This is a genomic window from Novosphingobium sp. B-7, assembly GCF_000410615.1.
Lineage (GTDB): Bacteria > Pseudomonadota > Alphaproteobacteria > Sphingomonadales > Sphingomonadaceae > Novosphingobium > Novosphingobium capsulatum.
The window spans coordinates 1-16,428 of sequence record NZ_APCQ01000673.1; the positions used below are offsets into that span (position 1 = coordinate 1).

General features: G+C 65.4%; 18 protein-coding genes. 7 read left to right on the top strand and 11 right to left on the bottom strand.

What is annotated here, in order from left to right; translation table 11 throughout:
• Both H926_RS0107015 and H926_RS0107020 read left to right on the top strand, forming a co-directional pair.
• Window positions 1-921: dicarboxylate/amino acid:cation symporter (locus H926_RS0107015; RefSeq protein WP_028657703.1), on the top strand; the 921-nt coding region annotated here is incomplete at its 5' end.
• Window positions 922-1,057: 136 nt separating this feature from the next.
• The gene (locus H926_RS0107020) at window positions 1,058-1,672 is read left to right on the top strand and encodes a superoxide dismutase (RefSeq protein ID WP_022675669.1); all 615 of its coding nucleotides are present in this window, start codon (window positions 1,058-1,060) and stop codon (window positions 1,670-1,672) included.
• A 75-nt stretch (window positions 1,673-1,747) separates the two neighbouring features.
• Here the strand turns inward: H926_RS0107020 and H926_RS26090 are convergent, their stop codons facing one another.
• The 3 genes from H926_RS26090 to H926_RS33085 form a co-directional block, all read right to left on the bottom strand.
• Window positions 1,748-3,019, bottom strand: coding sequence for an AI-2E family transporter (locus H926_RS26090; RefSeq protein WP_022675670.1), 1,272 nt, complete (start codon window positions 3,017-3,019; stop codon window positions 1,748-1,750).
• A 187-nt stretch (window positions 3,020-3,206) separates the two neighbouring features.
• Window positions 3,207-3,833, bottom strand: coding sequence for a sigma-70 family RNA polymerase sigma factor (locus H926_RS0107030; RefSeq protein ID WP_028657704.1), 627 nt, complete (start codon window positions 3,831-3,833; stop codon window positions 3,207-3,209).
• On the bottom strand, window positions 3,826-3,984 hold the full coding sequence (locus H926_RS33085) for a NepR family anti-sigma factor (RefSeq protein ID WP_022675672.1): 159 nt from the start codon (window positions 3,982-3,984) through the stop codon (window positions 3,826-3,828). Before H926_RS33085 ends, H926_RS0107030 begins: the two co-directional genes overlap by 8 nt.
• 392 nt (window positions 3,985-4,376) lie before the next feature.
• Here H926_RS33085 and H926_RS26095 point away from each other — a divergent pair, with 392 nt between their 5' ends.
• Window positions 4,377-6,080: a CHASE domain-containing protein gene (locus H926_RS26095; RefSeq protein WP_051146282.1), complete on the top strand. Its 1,704-nt coding sequence runs from the start codon at window positions 4,377-4,379 to the stop codon at window positions 6,078-6,080.
• 126 nt (window positions 6,081-6,206) lie between these two features.
• Here H926_RS26095 and H926_RS0107045 read toward each other — a convergent pair whose 3' ends face one another.
• Together H926_RS0107045 and H926_RS30740 are read right to left on the bottom strand one after the other, a co-directional pair.
• Window positions 6,207-7,007: a response regulator gene (locus H926_RS0107045; RefSeq protein WP_022675674.1), complete on the bottom strand. Its 801-nt coding sequence runs from the start codon at window positions 7,005-7,007 to the stop codon at window positions 6,207-6,209.
• Window positions 7,008-7,129: 122 nt separating this feature from the next.
• Window positions 7,130-7,486, bottom strand: a complete 357-nt coding sequence (locus H926_RS30740) for a response regulator (protein ID WP_022675675.1) — start codon at window positions 7,484-7,486, stop codon at window positions 7,130-7,132.
• A 283-nt stretch (window positions 7,487-7,769) separates the two neighbouring features.
• Between H926_RS30740 and H926_RS0107055 the strand changes: the two genes are divergently transcribed.
• Entirely contained in the window at window positions 7,770-8,462 is a 693-nt protein-coding gene (locus tag H926_RS0107055) for a Crp/Fnr family transcriptional regulator (RefSeq protein ID WP_051146283.1), read from the top strand.
• 251 nt (window positions 8,463-8,713) lie between these two features.
• On the opposite strand, the gene H926_RS0107060 is transcribed toward H926_RS0107055, so the two are convergent.
• Together H926_RS0107060 and H926_RS0107065 are read right to left on the bottom strand one after the other, a co-directional pair.
• Window positions 8,714-9,163, bottom strand: a complete 450-nt coding sequence (locus tag H926_RS0107060; RefSeq protein WP_022675677.1) for a response regulator — start codon at window positions 9,161-9,163, stop codon at window positions 8,714-8,716.
• Window positions 9,164-9,303: 140 nt separating this feature from the next.
• Entirely contained in the window at window positions 9,304-10,461 is a 1,158-nt protein-coding gene (locus H926_RS0107065; RefSeq protein ID WP_028657707.1) for a GNAT family N-acetyltransferase, read from the bottom strand.
• A gap of 156 nt (window positions 10,462-10,617) precedes the next feature.
• Here H926_RS0107065 and H926_RS0107070 point away from each other — a divergent pair, with 156 nt between their 5' ends.
• Window positions 10,618-11,778, top strand: coding sequence for a fatty acid desaturase (locus tag H926_RS0107070; RefSeq protein WP_237740986.1), 1,161 nt, complete (start codon window positions 10,618-10,620; stop codon window positions 11,776-11,778).
• A 64-nt stretch (window positions 11,779-11,842) separates the two neighbouring features.
• Here H926_RS0107070 and lptG read toward each other — a convergent pair whose 3' ends face one another.
• Both lptG and lptF read right to left on the bottom strand, forming a co-directional pair.
• Window positions 11,843-12,943, bottom strand: coding sequence for an LPS export ABC transporter permease LptG (lptG, locus tag H926_RS0107075; RefSeq protein WP_028657708.1), 1,101 nt, complete (start codon window positions 12,941-12,943; stop codon window positions 11,843-11,845).
• A complete protein-coding gene (lptF, locus tag H926_RS0107080) occupies window positions 12,933-14,174 on the bottom strand; it encodes an LPS export ABC transporter permease LptF (RefSeq protein ID WP_022675681.1) in 1,242 nt (413 codons plus the stop codon). The genes lptG and lptF overlap by 11 nt, the downstream gene beginning before the upstream one ends.
• A 462-nt stretch (window positions 14,175-14,636) precedes the next feature.
• On the opposite strand from lptF, the gene H926_RS0107085 reads away from it, so the two are divergent.
• Window positions 14,637-15,077 (top strand): hypothetical protein, encoded by a 441-nt coding sequence (locus H926_RS0107085; protein ID WP_148291661.1) that lies wholly within the window; start codon window positions 14,637-14,639, stop codon window positions 15,075-15,077.
• Between the two features lie 30 nt (window positions 15,078-15,107).
• Here the strand turns inward: H926_RS0107085 and clpS are convergent, their stop codons facing one another.
• Window positions 15,108-15,434 carry an ATP-dependent Clp protease adapter ClpS gene (gene clpS, locus H926_RS0107090; RefSeq protein WP_028657709.1) on the bottom strand — a complete coding sequence of 109 codons (327 nt, stop codon included), beginning with the start codon at window positions 15,432-15,434 and terminating at the stop codon, window positions 15,108-15,110.
• 381 nt (window positions 15,435-15,815) lie between these two features.
• Complete coding sequence (locus H926_RS26105; RefSeq protein ID WP_231627673.1) at window positions 15,816-16,250, bottom strand: phasin family protein; 435 nt, start codon at window positions 16,248-16,250, stop codon at window positions 15,816-15,818.
• Between H926_RS26105 and H926_RS34510 the strand changes: the two genes are divergently transcribed.
• A partial coding sequence (locus H926_RS34510; RefSeq protein WP_237740987.1) for a hypothetical protein occupies window positions 16,249-16,428 on the top strand: 180 nt, incomplete at its 3' end. The two genes, H926_RS26105 and H926_RS34510, sit on opposite strands and share 2 nt — an antisense overlap.

Genomic DNA, 16,428 nt, shown 5'->3' on the forward strand with positions numbered 1-16,428 from the left:
CTGGTGCCGATCCCGCAAGGCGCGGGCGCGGCGCTGCGCGCCAATGTCGGCGCGGCGGCCGCGGGCACGGCCACGACCATGCCGGCGTTCGGCGATTTCATCACCTCGATGGTGCCGGTCAACGTGTTCACGTCCGCAGCGGCCGATGCGGTCCTGCCGGTGATCCTGTTCACCGGGGTGTTCGCCATGGCGGCCACGCGGCTGCGCAGCGCGCAACGGCAAAGCCTGACGGTCTTTTTCGAAGGCATTGCCGGGGCGATGCTGGTGGTGATCGGCTGGGTGCTGTGGTGCGGGCCGGTGGGCGTTTTCGCGCTCAGCCTGGTGGTGGCGGCCAAGAGCGGCACCGCCGCGATCGGCGCGCTGGCGCACTATGTGATGATCGTGGCGCTGACCGGCACGGTGGTGTTCCTCGCGGCCTATCCGCTGGCGGTGCTGGGCGGGCGCCTGCCGCTGATCCGCTTTGCCCGCGCGATGCTGCCGGCGCAGGCGCTGGCACTGTCCACCCAGTCTTCGCTCGCCTCGCTGCCGGCCATGCTCAACGCCTGCCGCACGCTGGGCCTGCGCGATGCGACCAGCGAACTGGTCTTGCCGCTGGCCGTGGCGCTGTTTCGCGGCACCGGGCCTGCCATGAACTTTGCCGTGGCGATCTATGTGGCGCACTGGTTTGGCGTGCCGGTGGATGGCTGGCACATGCTGGCCGGCTTTGCCGTGGCCAGCGTGATGAGCTTTGGCGCGGTGAGCCTGCCGGGCACGATCAGCTTCGTCACCTCGATCGGCCCGATCGCGCTGGCCATGGGTGTGCCGGTAGAGCCGCTCGCGCTGCTGGTGGCGGTGGAAATGCTGCCCGATCTGATGCGCACGCTGGGCAATGTGACGATGGACGTGGCGGTAACGGCCGCCGTGGCCGCGCACGAGGATTGATCAGTTTGCGCTTGCAGCACGATCAGAAAAATTCACTGGAAATCGCTGTCAAATGCCATAGGCCGCAATGGCAACCGACGCCCGCCTGAGGCGTTGGTTTGGCATTGCCGATTTTCCCTGACGAAACGGAGCGACCATGGCGATTTCCCTTCTCCCGCTGCCCTATGCCGACAGCGCGCTGGACCCCACGATCTCGGCAGTGACCCTGCAGACCCACCACGGCAAGCATCACAAGGCTTATGTCGACAAGACCAATGCCGCCATCGACGGCACCGATCTGGCCGACAAGAGCCTGGAAGACATCGTCGCTGCCGCGCAAGCCAAGGGTGACAAGGGCCTGTTCAACAACTCTGCCCAGACCTGGAACCACGGTTTCTACTGGCACAGCCTGACCCCGGAAACCAGCGAACCGACCGGCGACCTCGCCGCCGCGATCGAAGCCTCGTTCGGCTCGCTCGATGCGCTCAAGGCTGAACTGGCCGCGCAGGGCGCCGCGCACTTTGCCTCGGGCTGGGTGTGGCTGGTGGCCAAGGATGGCAAGCTGGTGGTCGAACAGACTCACGACGCTGCCACCTATTCCGACCTGGGCGGCAACCCGCTGCTGGTGATCGACCTGTGGGAACACGCCTATTACGTCGATTACAAGAACCTGCGTCCCGACTATCTCAAGGGCGTGATCGAAAAGCACCTGAACTGGGGCTTTGCCGCCGAAAACCTCGGCCGCGGTTCGCTCTGGGCCTATCCGGCCTGATCATCGCACCGCGATGACGACATGAAAAAGGGCAGGCCGCGCGGCCTGCCCTTTTTTGTATGCGGCGCAGTTGGGTCAGGCGCCTTGTGACGTGCGCGGCTGCAACGGGCGGCCGGTCTCGTCGCTGGCGATGTCACCCTCGTGCCCGGCATAGTCTTCGGGATGGCGCAGTTCATCCTGCGCGATCAGGCCCGGCTGGAACAGCGGCTCGCCAAACAGGAAGCCGACCAGGTTCGGCCGGCCCAGGTGATCGACCAGGGCCATCAGCGTCAGCAGGATCGGCACCGACAGCAGCGCCCCCAGCGTGCCCCAGATCCATGAGAAATAGCTGATCGAGATCAGGATCGAGACCGGATTGAGCGTGAGCCGCGCGCCCAGGATCGAGGGCGTGACGAAGTTGGCCTCCACCGCATGCAGGCCGAGGAACGCCAGCGCCGGCAGCAGGCCCAGCGCCACCGTGCTGGCCGTGCCGACACCGACCAGGGTGAGCAGCGCGACCATGACCAGTGGCCCGACATAGGGCAGGAAATTGAGCACGAAGGCGAGCCCGCCCCACATGATCGGCGCGGAAAAGCCGAATGCCCACGATCCTGCGGCCACGATCGTGCCCACGCCCAGGTTGATCTGCGCGACGGTGAGAATGTACGAGGCGACGCGATCCTGCACCGCGCGGATCACCCGGGCGATGCGGACCGAGGCGCCAAAGCTGTGGCGATCGAACAGCAGCCGCCGCTTGGTGCGGATGCGCGATTCGATCATGAAAAAGGTCAACAGGAACGTCAGCAGCACTTCGATCAGTACGCTGGGCGTGGCGAAGGCCACCTGCTCGATCACCGAGGGTGATGCCACCACCACTTCGCGCGTGGCTGTAGAGCCGGTCAGGCGCGCGATCTGGCGGTTGATGTCGTTCATCCACGCCAGGTTGCTGCGCAGTTCGGCAAAGCGCAGGGAGACGCGGCGCGCCATCGCCGGCACCTGGTCCACCATGTCGTAGGCCGGCTGCAGGATCAGCGACAGCGCGACGACCACCACCGCGATCAGCAGCAGCAGGGCCAGAAACGAAGCGAGCATATTGGGCAGGCCCAGCCGCACCAGGCGATCCGCCGCCGGGGCCAGCACGATCGTCAGCACGATCGCGGTGACCGGGGGCAGGAACACCACCGATCCGATCGACAGCACGAATGGCAGGCCAAAGAATAGCCCCAGCCCCAGCAACAGCAGGATGGCCGATTGCAGGCGGGCTTGCTGCGTCTGCACCCCCGGTTCGGCGTGCAAGAGCGTATCCGGCGCGGCAGGCGGCGCGGCGGAGAGGGGATCGGGATCGTTGATGGAATCGCTGCTGGACAAGGGGGCCACGGCCTGAATCTGGCGGTGATTCGCCTTTCGCCGTCTTGGGCTTGCGCCGGGGCGCAATCAAGGGGCTGGCGGTGATGCGGCCGCGCTTTGCCGCGTGACTGGTGCAGTGCTGCCCAGGCCAAGGCAGGGGCGGCCCCAGCCCGATCGCGGGCCGGGGCCAGAACCGCCAGCGTAACCGTCAGTGGCCAGACTGAACCGTGGTATCAAGCTCGTGCATGATCGCATCGTGTGCCACGGCATCACCCGTGCTGCGACGCGGCAGCTGCCCGGTATCGATCATCTGCGCAAGGGCAGCGCGGGCGCGGCCGACGCGGCTCTTGATCGTGCCCACGGCGCATTGGCAAATCTGCGCGGCTTCTTCGTAGGAGAAACCACCGGCGCCGACGAGCAGCAGGGCCTCGCGCCGCTCGGGCGGGAGGGTGAGCAGTGCGCGGTGCATGTCCGACAGGTGCAGCGGGCTTTCCTGCCCGGCGGGCGCGACCAGCACGCGTTCGGCCACTGTCTCGTCATACTCCGCGCGAAAGCGGTTGCGGCGCATGTCGGTGAGATAGGCATTGCGCAGGATCACGAAGGTCCAGGCGCGCATCGAGGTGCCCGGCTCGAACCTTTCCTGCGCGGCCCAGGCCTTGAGCAGGGTTTCCTGCACCAGGTCGTCGGCCAGGTCGGGACGGCCGCACAGACCACGCGCAAAGGCGCGCAGGTGCGGAATGACACCGGTCAGTTCGCGTTTGAAAGCAACGGCGTTGCGGGCGGAGGCAGCGGTATCGCCCTTGGTGTCTGCCGACGGGCGTGGGGCATCAGCCATGCGCATCGCCGTCCAGCTTGTCGAGCAACTGCGCGAAGCTGTCGGGCAAGGGTTCTTCTACGACGGAATCGTAGAGTTTGCGCAAACCGTCCGCCCACTCGGGCGAGTTCGCCCGCGCGCTGGTGCGACGTCGGGTCCCCGGGTTTTTCATAGGTTTATCTTTCGACATTCGCTTTCGGCTTCGCCTCCCCCCATGGGTCTTGCGGATGAACGGATCGGATGTGCCTGACGCGGCTGGCCGTTTGTCCATGCATAGACCATGGGGCCGCCAGAATCACAGGTGCCCGATGTCTTGGGTTATCGGTCTTGGGTTGTTGCGCATGTGGAACGAAACCGCTCGCAATCGGTTCCCGCCAAAATCACCAAGACCGTGCCGGAAGCCCGGCGCGGCGCTTTGCGCTGTGAAAACCACATAATTGTCGGCCAGTTGCGGGCACAGGTGCTTGCGCCGTGCGTTGCATCGGGCATGATCAGGCGGCATGGGCTAAGCAGGCGCACGCCGCACGTTTTGGGTATGGCAAGGTAAAGGGATCGCACGGGCACGTGGAGAAACTGCTCTCCCAGAAAAATCTGGCCCCAAGATGGTACGAGCGCTTTCCGCGGGCCTTGCCGGTGGGAATCTTCACGCTGACCATGGCCGTGACCGCGCTCAGCGTTTTCGCGATCGAGCGCGCGGACCGTCAGCGCGAGATTGCCCAGCTGGACAAGGTGGCTCAGGAGGTCTCGTCCGGGCTTGAACGGCGTGCCAACGGCAACGCCGCCTATCTGCGTTCCGCCGCCGCCTTGTTTGCCACGCGCCGCTCAGTCGAAGCCTCGCTGTTCCGCTCTTTCGTCGGCCAGCTGCAGATGGAAGGCAGCGCCAGCGGCGTCAACGGCATTGGCTGGGGCATGCGCGTGGCGAGCGAAGACGTGCCCATGGTCGAGCGCGTGATGCGCAGCGGCGGCGGCCATGCAGACGGTGCGCCCATGCTGCCGACGCCACCGTTTGCGGTGCGGCCGGCCGATTTCGCCAAGCGTGGCTATGCCGTGCCCGTCATGTACCTGGTGCCCGAAACCGCGCGCAACCGCCAGTCGATCGGCTTTGACATGGCCAGCGATCCGGTGCGCCGCATCGCCATGGATCGCGCCGAGCTGGAAGAGCGGCCGATCGTTTCGGGCAAGCTGCAACTGGTGCATGCCGGCCATGTCAGCGACCAGGTTGGCTTTGTCATGTACATGCCGGTGTTCGGCGCCAGCCGCGATGACGGCAGCCGCACCCTGCGCGGGTTCGTGTTCACGCCCTTTGCCGCTGACGAATTCCTGCGGACCTCGCTGCCAACCGATCCCGATACGCCGCTGGGCGTGCGCCTCTACGATGGCACGGAAACCAATGCCGATCTGCTTGCCCAGGAAAGCCCGGCCGCGCGGTCGGGCCGGGTGGTGCGCCGCTGGGTCGATGTGGCGGGGCGGCGCTGGCTGCTGGTGGTGGAAGCGCCGCCGGCTATGGTGCTGAGCATGCTGTCGGTCATGACGCTGCTGTTCGGCCTGCTGGTGGCAACGTTGCTGCTGGTCCTTGCGCGGCTGGTCAGCCAGCAGGTCGCCGAAGACCGCGTGGCCCTGGCCTGGTTCGAACAGCAATCCTCTATCCGCGATTCGCTGACGCGCGAATTGAACCACCGCGTGAAGAACACGCTGGCCAACGTGCTGTCGATCATCGCGTTGACCCGCCGCCGCGCGCGCGATCTCGACAGCTTTGTCGAAAGCCTGGAAGGGCGCATTCGCGCGCTTTCGGCCACGCACGATCTGCTGACCCAGTCGGATTGGGGCGCCACGCCGGTGGACCTGGTGATTCGGGCCGAACTGGCTCCCTATGCCCAGGGCGCCGATCACCATGTCGACATGGGGGGGCCCGATGTGCAGCTCGCCCCCAACGATGCGTTGTCGTTGGGCCTGGCGATTCACGAACTGGCGACCAACGCTGCCAAGTATGGCGCGCTCAGCGTGCCGGGCGGGCGGGTCGAGGTGCGCTGGGAACTGGCGAGCGAAACCACCGCGCGCATTTCCTGGCGGGAGCATGGCGGGCCGCCGATCGATCCCAAGGCGGGGCGCAAGCGCGGCTTTGGCACCGACCTAATCGAAAAGATCGTCGCCCACGAACTGCGCAATCCGGTGGACCTGCGGTTCGAAGCCGACGGTGTGCGTTGCACCCTGATCATTCCGGTGCGCGAGCGTGGCTCTTTTGCCATCCGCGAGGGTCGACCGGCTTAAGCTGATCCATTACCGCCGTCGCCCGCAGGCGCAGACACCAGCACGGCATACGAAAAAGGCCGGACCAAATGGTCCGGCCTTTCCCGAGGGAACTGTTGGATCACCCCTGGCGGGGTGGCCGCTGGATCAGGAGAGCGGGCGGCTGGAGCCGAAGAACAGCGCCTGGCTGATCGCGGCGCGCACGGTTGCTTCCTGGAACGGCTTGGTGATGAGGTAGGTCGGCTCGGGTCGGTCACCGGTCAGCAGGCGTTCGGGATAGGCGGTGATGAAGATCACCGGCACATCGACCAGCTTGAGGATATCGTCCACCGCGTCGAGGCCCGAAGAACCATCGGCCAGCTGGATATCGGCGAGCACCAGGCCCGGCGTTTCGCGGCTGGCAATGTCGCGCGCCTGGGTGCGGGTGGCGGCCATGCCGCACACGTCGTGGCCCAGCGAGCGGACGAGGTCTTCCAGCTGCATCGAGATCAGCGGCTCGTCTTCGATGATCAGCACGCTGGTCGAGGACTCGCGGTCGATTTCCTCGATCGCTTCCTGCACCAGGGCTTCGACATCGGCCGGCGTGCGGTCGAGAATTTCGGCCACTTCGGCAACCGAGAAATCTTCGAGCGTGACCAGCAGCAGCGCCTGGCGGTTGGCCGGCGTAATGTGCGCCAGGCGTTCCTGCGCGGCGGTTTCATGCAGGCCCAGATCGCTACCGCCGGAATGATCCAGGGTATCGACGAACGCACTCGACCAGACCTTGTTGAAGGCTCGATAGAGCGCCACGCGGCCTTCGCCGATGGCACTGCGCAGGTCTGCATCGGCAAGAGCCGCTTCCAGCGTGGCACGCACAAAGGCATCGCCGGTCTGCTGGCTTCCGGTCAAAGCCCGGGCATAGCGGCGCAGATAGGGAAGATTGGTAGCTACTTTGGCGCCCAGCGACATTTAAACCCCTTCCTGGATACGCAATGCACACCTCAATGCCTTACGCCGGTTTCGGTTCCCGAACCAATATGCGTTTTTGCATCGACGGGTGCGGCATGCAGATGGGCACGCCGCTGCACCGCTCACTTTTGCGGATCGAACACACCGGTGGCCCAATCAGCCAGTTCCCAAACGCCGACCGGCTTGGGAAAGCGCGGCACGCCCGCCAGCGAGGCCGGGATCATGCCCGAATCTGCCCCGGAAATCAGCGCCACGGTACAATCTTGTGCGACGAGGTGCAGCGCCAGCGGCGCGGAATGGCCATCGGGCAGGCGCAGGTCGAGCAGGGCAGCCCGCGGCGTCTCTTGCGCGACCAGGGCTTCGGCTTCGGCAATGTCCACGGCCACGGCCACGCGAAATCCGCGTTCGGTCAGCTCGTCCTCGATTTCCATCGCAACCAGCACGTTGTCTTCCAGCACCAGAATGTAATCGGTAATCATTGCAACGCGCTCCGGCGCGCAGGCAGCGGGTGGGGGGCTTGGCTGGCCTGCGGCGGCGCGCTCTATCCGGGAACCGGGAACTCGTTTATGTCATTTGACATAGCCGTGGGACCGGACATGCCCGATCATGGCGCCCAACAGGGTGGCCGTTGCCGGGTAGGCAGGAGTGTAAGACAGCGTGCACAGAGGAGGCGGAAGCGCCGGCGGCGGCCAGGGTGCCGTAGATATCCGGCAATTGAATCAACCGTGCCGTACCTGTCCGCTGCGCGATCGGCCCGGGCTGGTGGCCCCCGATACGGCGCAGCGCGAATGGATCGAGCGCCATCGCAGTGGCGAACGCAGCGTGGCGCGCGGCGAGGAAGTGCTGCGCCAGGGTGCGCCGGGCGATCGGCTGTTCACCGTGCTGGAAGGCGTGTTGATGCGCTATCGCCTGCTTGAGGATGGGCGCCGGCAGGTGGTCAACATCATGTTTCCGGGCGATCTGGTCGGTCTGCAGGCCGCATTCGATGGCGAGATGAGCCATGGCGTCACCGCGCTCACCGATACGCGGCTGTGCATGTTCCCGCGCGACCGCTTCATGGAACTGGTCACGGCGCAACCCCGCTTTGCCTATGACGTGATCTGGCTTTCGGCGCGCGAGGAAGATGCGTTGGAGCAGCACCTGGTGGCGCTGGGCCAGCGCCCCGCGCGCGAGCGTGTGGCCTATCTGGCGCTATGGCTGGTGGAGCGCGGCTTGCAGACCGGCATCGCGCCGCAGATCGGCCCGTCTGCCACGTTGCGCGTGCCGATCACGCAGGGCCAGGTGGCCGATATGCTGGGCCTGTCGCTGGTGCATACCAACCGCACGTTGCAGGCGCTGCGCAAGGCTGGCCAGGTGGATTGGATGGGCACGGGCATCCACATTCCCCGCCTGGACAATGTGCGGGCGATGGTCGGTTTCGATCCCCAGGGCTTGCCGAAAAGACCTTACATCTAAGGTGCTTGGCTGGAGAGTTTGGGGGATTGGGGCGAAATTGCAAAATAATGCCGATTTTTTTCGGCGAGGTGGGAACCGATTTCGGGGCGCCCCGTTAAAGGCATGTCACCGCCGAGACCCCCCCTCCCGTCCAAGCGGCTGGTGATACGATCCCGAAGGCCTCCGCCAATCCCCGGCGGAGGCCTTTTTCGTGGGCGTGTATGCACAGCGACACACGCGGTGCGCCCGGTGGCTGTAACCCCTGACCGTGATCAGCGCGTCAAAGCATTGCGCAGGCGGCCGAGCAGGCCGCCCTGGCGGCCATGGCGCTGCACCAGGCTGGCCAGGGCATCGGGTGGAAAGGGCTTGGCCAGCACGTGGCCGAGTTCGGCGATGTGCGGTGGGATGCTTTCCGGCGTGCCGGTGGAAAAGATGATCAGCGGTGGATTCGGGCTGATCGCCATGGCCAGTTCCGCCAGGGCCCAGCCGTCGTCACGATCGGCCAGGTGCACATCGAGCACGAGGATGGAGGGACGCAGGCGCTGCATCTCGATCAGGGCCTGGGCGGTGGTGTGGCAGGTAGCCACGGTATCCGCCCCGGCCTGGGCCAGGCTGTCGGCCATGGCCAGCGCCACGATGGCCTCATCCTCGACCACCAGGGCATTGCCCAACCCGCCGCCGGCCGGGCCGGATGGCGCGCCGGGATGACCGAACAATTGCATGGCCTGCTTTCCCTTCTCCGGCCGCCTTGCACGCGTGCAAGGGCCGGCGCCCAAGTGGGGCTTGCCTTGGCCTATGCAAGGCTAACCCGCCGGGAACAACGCCTGTTGCGCCCGCGCGTTCCGCAGGCGCGGGCGGTGGATCAAAGCGCGCGTTCGTAGATCGTATAGCGCTTGTTGACGTGGCTATCGATCGCGTCGGCAATGGCGATCATCCCCTGGTTGTCATCCAGGATCCAGCCGATTTCCCCGCGTGAGGCACCATAGTGCTGCACCGAGTTGCGCCGGATATATTCGATCATCATGAAGGCCAGCTGGCTCGCGAGGCGCGAGGATTGCAGCTTCTTGCGCACGCCCATCAGCGGCACGCGCATGGTGCGGCAACGCGGCTTGTTCAGCCAGCGCAGCAGCTTGATCCAGTTGAACGGAAACAGCTTGCCGCCCATCGGCTTCATCACTTCGTTGAGATCGGGCAGCGTCATCATGAAGGCCACCGGCTCACCTTCGTACTCGGCCACCATGATCAGGTCTTCGCGCACGATCGGCTTGAACTTCTTGCCGGCATAGCCGATCTCGGTCTGGGTAAACGGCACGAAGCCCCAGTTGTCCGACCAGGCATCGTTGAGGATGTCGAGGATGATCGCCGCTTCGCTGTCGAACTTGCTCTTGTCGACATTGCGGATGCGAATCTTGGCGTTCTTCTCGCCCGATTGCACGATGCGCTGGATCAGCGGCGGAAACTGCTTGGTGATATCCAGTTCATAGGTCAGCAGCTGCTTGGCCGGGGTATAGGGCAAGGCCTCGATATAGTGCTGATAGCGTTCGCTCTGGTGGCCCATCATCACCGTGGGCGGATGGTCAAAGCCCAGCGTCAACTGGCCCGGCTCTTCCCAGACCGACATCGACAGCGGCGCGAGCACGCGGGTCATGCCCTTGGCGCGCAGCCACTCTTCGGCCTGCGCGATCAGGGCGTGGGCGATGCCTTCGTCTTCCGCTTCCAGCAGGCCCCAGTTGCCGGTGCCCGGTCCCATGCCCTGTACCGGGTCCATCGCCACGGCAAGGTGATCGATATGGGCGGAAATGCGGCCAACGATGCGGCCGTCGCGCCGCGCCAGGAACAGCTGCACATCGGCGTGTTCGAAGAACGGGTTCTTGCCCGGAGTGATCAGTTCCATCGCTTCCATGCGCAGCGGCGGCACCCAGTTGGGGTCAGATGCGTTGATGCGATAGGCCAGATCGACAAAGGCGGCCCGTTCGGCCTTGTTTGCAACGGGGGTGATGACTACTTCGCCTGCCACGATATCGCCTTTGTTTTGAGTTATACGCGCGCTGTCCCGGATGCCTGCGGTGCTATCCGGTGACTTGTCAAGCCGGACGAGCCCAGGCGGACCGGCGATCACCCGCCAGGCAGGTTTTTTGCCTGGTGTAACATGGGTTTCTTGGGAACCGTTTTTGCCATGCTTGTCACCGAATTTGCTGAACAGAGCGACGCACCTGCTGCTGCGGCCTCCGCTGCGCCAGCTGCCACGCCCCCCGCTGCGACGTCCACGCCTGCCCATCGCGCGCCCGGCCTTGCCGGCACGCCCGAGGACAAGGAGATGCTGCGCGCTGCGGCCGAATTGACGCGGGATATCGCCCGCGCCCGGCCGGAAATCTATTGGCCCGACATGCTGGTGTCGGCGCTGCTCGGCTATGGCGCGCTGGGCCTGGCGATTGCCACCGCGCTGCGCGGTGGCAACTGGGGCGTGGTCGTGGCGCTGGGGATCTTCTCGGCCCTGGCGCTCTATCGCGCGCTGCTGTTCATCCATGAACTGACGCATATGCATCGCGATGCCCTGCCGGGTTTCCGCTTCGTCTGGAATCTGGTGGTTGGCATTCCGGTGCTGATGCCCTCGTTCATGTATGAAGGCGTGCATTCGCTGCACCATTCGCGCATCCGCTATGGCACCAGCGAAGACCCGGAATACCTGCCGCTGGCGCTGATGAAGCCCTGGTCGCTGCCGCTGTTCACTGCCACCGCGCTGCTGCTGCCGGTCGGCCTCTTGCTGCGTTCGGCCGTGCTGGTGCCGCTGGGCGTGATCGTGCCGCCGCTGCGCACGCTGGTGTGGGAGCGTGCCTCTTCGCTCTCGATCAATCCGGGCTTCCGCCGGCGCAAGCCGGAAGGCGCCATGGCGCGCATGGTGTTCTGGCAGGAACTGGGCGCCACGCTGTGGGCCTGGGCCGTGCTGGGCTGGTCGGCCACGCATGGCTGGCTGCCGCTGCTGATCGCGCTGGGCGTGATCGCGCTGGCCGCGCTGCTCAACCAGGTGCGCACGCTGGTGGCCCACCTGTGGGAGAACGAAGGCGAGCAGATGACCGTGACCGGGCAATACCTCGATTCGGTCAACGTGCCGCCGCCGGGCGTATGGGGCGCGATGTGGGCGCCGGTGGGCCTGCGCTATCACGCGCTGCACCACCTGCTGCCGTCGATGCCTTATCACTCGCTGGCCGAATGCCACCGTCGCCTGCGCGGCCATCTTGGGCTGGAATCGACCTATGAGCGGGCCAACTATGCCGGGCTGTTTCCGCTGCTCGCGCGGCTGGTGCGCTCGACCATGGGCACGCGCGCCAAAGGTTGACGTTTCACCAGCAGTCGAGCGCTGAAAAAGCCCCGCGCCGGTCTTGTCCGGCGCGGGGCTTTTTTCATTCCTCGGTGCGGATCAGCACGGCCTCGCCGATCAGGAAGAACAGCACGAAGGGCGCCCAGGCCGCGATCAGCGGCGGGTATCCGCCAAAGCTGCCCATGGCGAGCGCGGCATTGTCGACCACGAAATAGGCGAAGCCCAGCGCCATGCCGATCACCGCGCGCATGAACAGCTGGCCCGAGCGGGCCAGGCCAAAGCCGGCCACCGCGCCCAGCAGCGGCATGAGCATGGCCGACAGCGGCCCGGAAATCTTGTGCCACCAGCGGCTTTCCAGCTCGCTGGTGCTGTGTCCGGCAGCACGGATCGCCTGGATCGAGCCGGTCAGGTGCCACAACGATTCGGCATCGGCATCGGCCTTGCGGATCAGGATCTGGGTGGGCGTAACCCCGGTGGCGAACACGGCATCGCCATTGTCCTGGGTGCGCCGCGCGCTCTGCACGTCAAACGTGGTCGGCCGGATCAGGCGCCAGCCGGGATTGGCATAGGTGGCGGCCGGGGAGCGGACGATCTCGGTGACCATGCCGGTGGGATCGCGGCGATGCCAGGTCACGTCGGTCATGCGCATGGCGTTGCCCTCGCCAGTCACCGTGCGGGCATAGAGGATGTTGGGCCCATCCTGTAGCCAGACGTTGCTGCGCACCTGGGTATCGGTGGGCAGGGGGCCATAATTGGCCGCCTGCCAGGCCTTGAGTGTGGCGGTGGAGCGCGTGACGATCCGCTCGTTGAACGCGAAATTGCCGATCGCGATCACGCCGGCCACCAGGAACAGCGGCGCCAGCACCTGGTGTGCCGACAGGCCTGAGGCCTTCATCGCGATCACTTCGCTGTTCTGGTTGAGCGTGAACAGCGTGATGATCGTGGCCAGCAGCACCGAATAGGGCAGGAACTTGGCCACCAGCTGCGGCGCGCGCAGGCCCACATAGGTGAGCAGCTGCGCCTGGCCATTGCCAGGATGGGCCAGGATCTCGCCGCTTTCGCCCAGCAGATCGAGCATCTGCAGGACCAGGACCAGCATCAGCAGCACGGCGACGACGCGCGCGGCAAACATCTTGCCGATGTAGCGCGTCATCGTCGCGGATGGAAAGATATCAAGCTGCAAGGCTATCGTCCTGTGCTGCCGGGTCGATCATGTCGCCACGGCGGCGGCGCGCGAACAGCTTGCGCACGCGGCTGGCAACCTTGGCAAAGGCGGTTTCGAGCGCGCCGATCGGCTGGCCACCGGGCACATAGGCCAGGCGCCAGTACATCCAGATGATCAGTGCGGCAAAGAGCGCGAACGGTCCCCATAGCGCCAGGGCAGGATCAAGCCGGCCCAGGCTGGCGACATCCTGCCCATATTCGTTGACCTTGTGATAGGCCACCACCATCACGATGGACAGGAACACCCCCAGCGCCGAGGTGGAGCGCTTGGGCGGGACGGCCAGGGCCACGGCCAGCAGCGGCAGCAGGAACATCATCACCACTTCCACCAGGCGGTAGTTGAGGCTGGCCTTGCTCTTGTTGCGCATGTCCTGCGAATAGGCCTTGTTCCAGCCAATCTTGAGCAGCTCGGGCAGGATGTATTCGCGGTCCTTGTCGCCGCGCTGGCGGAACTGGGCGATCTTGGGCAGGTCGATCGGCAGATCGTGTGACGCGAAGGTCAGCACGCGCGGCGAGGCCAGGTCGGGCCCATCCTGGACGATCTGGCCGTCGGTCAAGCGCAGGATGATCGTGTCGCGGTTCTCGCGGTTGGCAAAGAACTGCCCCTCGCGGGCGGAGATGGTCATGGTCTGGCCCTTGGGCGTGACCAGGCGGGCAAAGATACCCTCCAGATCGCGCCCGTCGTCGCGGCTGGAATCGACGCGCAGTGCGGTGCGATCCTGCAACGCGTTGAATTCGCCCACCTTGATCGAGGCACCCAGTGCGCCAGAGCCCAGCTCGTACTGCAATTCCTCGTAGTAGTAGCGGCTCAGGGGCTGGATATAGCCCACGATCAGCAGGTTGACCCCAGCCAGCACCAGGGTGAAGAGATAGGGCACCCGCAGCAGGCGGGTATAGGACAGGCCCACCGCGCGCATCACGTCGAGTTCCGAACTGGTCGCCAGTTTGCGGAAGGCGAACAGGATGCCGAGCATCAGCCCCAGCGGAATGGCGAGGCTCGCATATTCCGGGAAGAGGTTGATCAGCATCTTGAACACGACCGTGACCGGCCCGCCCTCGGTGGCGACAAAGTCAAACAGCCGCAGCATCTTGTCCAGCACCAGCAGCGATGCTGCCAGGACGAACACGGCCAGCATGGGCACGATCACCAGGCGGGCGATGTACCTGTCGATGGCGCTGAGGAATTTCACGTTCGGGCGTTTCACCGTGTGGGCGTCAAGGGGCAAGCAACGTCGCCCGGGGGCGCCGTGCAGGTGTCCGTGTCGGTTAGCCCGCTTCGCGGCGATGCGAAAGGCGAAAATGCCGCACCAGCGGGGCTGGCTACTCCTGCCGTGACAAAGGGGCGTTTAATAACTAAAGTTATTGCCTGTCCCCTTGATTGATAATAGTGCTGCCACGCGAGCCTCCTGGCGCGGCGTTTGGCACAAGGCGCAAAGGTTGCCGCTGGCCATCGGGAACGCCCATGGCTGCGGTGGGTTCCGCCAAAATACAACGCACCGAGGCCGAAATGCCTGCGGCGCGGGACATCTGTGGATGTAGAACTGACAAAACGCTTCCGCGCTGGACCGGGCGATCAGGAAGGCGTGATGACAAGGCACCATCATGCCGTGTTGATTCCTGCCGGGCTGGCGCCACGGACAAGGGAACAGGCCGTGAATTTCGTGACGTCTGGATCACAGTGGTGGCAAGGGCGGCTGGCGCGGTGCAGCGCCCGGCCCGAGGAATTGACAGCGCTGGCCGATCGTTGCGAAACCCTGGCGCCCGATGAACAGCGCCTGGGCTTTGAACGCACGCTGCGCGCCCTGGGCGATGTCGCGCTGGCACCCGAAGGCGTGGCGGGCGACAATGACAGCCTGTGGGTCAGCCTGCTGGCTGATTCGGGTGCCTATGAAAGTGCGGCGCTGGCGCTGATCCCGCCGGCAGCGGCATTCAGCGGAGGGCGGCTGGAAGACGGGCGCTTTTCCGCGCAGATTGTCCTGCCCAGTGGCGCCGGCGCTCATTCGCGCGAGGCAAAGTCACTGGCGATGGCCTGGCTCGCCGCGCTGTTGCGCGCCCTGGCGCGCGAAATGATCGAGGAACGCCGGTTGCATTGACGCTAACGCGGCGTCAGCGACTCCTTGGCGTCAGGCCTTTTCCAGCGTGCATTGCAGCGGGTGCTGGTTCTGCCGGGCGAAATCCATCACCTGGTTCACCTTGGTTTCCGCGATTTCATAAGGGAAAATGCCGCACACGCCCACGCCGCGTTGGTGCACGTGCAGCATGACGCGGGTGGCCTGCTCCAGATCCATGTGAAAGAAGCGCTTGAGGACCATCACCACGAATTCCATCGGGGTATAGTCATCGTTGAGCATCAGCACCTTGAACATGCTGGGCTTCTTGGGCCGGGCGCGGGTGCGCGTGGCCAGGCCGATCATGTCGCCATCGTCGGTATCGCGATTGTCGCCCGCCATGAGCGGTGCTGCGGACGCAGGGCGTGCGCCAAGAGGGGCGCGGGCAGCGCGCGGCAGGGGGGCGGCGGACGCCGAGTGAGAAGCGGATCTGTGCATCGGAACCCTGAATATCGCATCGCAGCCGCCCCGCGACAAGGGGGCGTTCGGGCAGCCCTGCCCGAAAAACGTTACCGAAACGGCAAATCGCGCCCTGTTTGCGATACACAGTGGGCCCGGTGGGGGCCAGGAAAGCGCCGCGCGTCAAAGCAAAAAGGCAGCCACGCCGCCATGGTGGGGCGTCGGCTGCCTTGATGCCGCTGGTGCTTGTCCAGGATAGTGGCCCGATCCAGCCGCCTTGCCCTGGTGGGCAAGACAGGCTGGGCCGGGCGAATCAGGTGCCGATCAGGCGGCGACCTTCATCTTTTCGACCGCGAGGCTGACGCGGTTGGAAATCGGCTGGAACGCTTCGTTGGCGAGCTTGAGCACGGCTTCGCTGTGCTTGCTGCTGGCCGCCACGGCTGCGTCGAACTGCTTGCGCATCAGGGCGGTGTGCTTTTCGAAGAATTCGGTCGGCGACTTGGCGCTGGCCAGTTCCTTGATTTCGGCGGTCAGGGTTTCCATCGCGGACTTGCCTTCGGCGGCATAGCCCTTGGTCAGTTCCTGCAGGCCCGAAGCAAGGATCTTGCTCGATTCCACGACGGCTTCGACGTTGCCCTTGGCGAATTCGCCGGCATCGCCAAAGGCGGCCTGGCTCTTTTCGAAGGCGGCCTTGGCCTTGTCAGAAGCGTCCTTGAAAGCGGACTGGAACTTGTCGGAAAATTCGTTGGCGGTAGTCATGATAGGGTGTTCCTTCCTGGAAGCCGCGGGCGCGGCGGCATGGTTCACGCGGGTCTTGAGCGGGGCCGGCACCATCGCGTGGGGGATGCCGGTTCCTGGTCTGGGTGCCGTGACCGGCGGCTTTGCGCTGCCCGGCCCGCGCGCCGCCACGGGGGCGGGCTTGGGCTTGGCCGGCTTG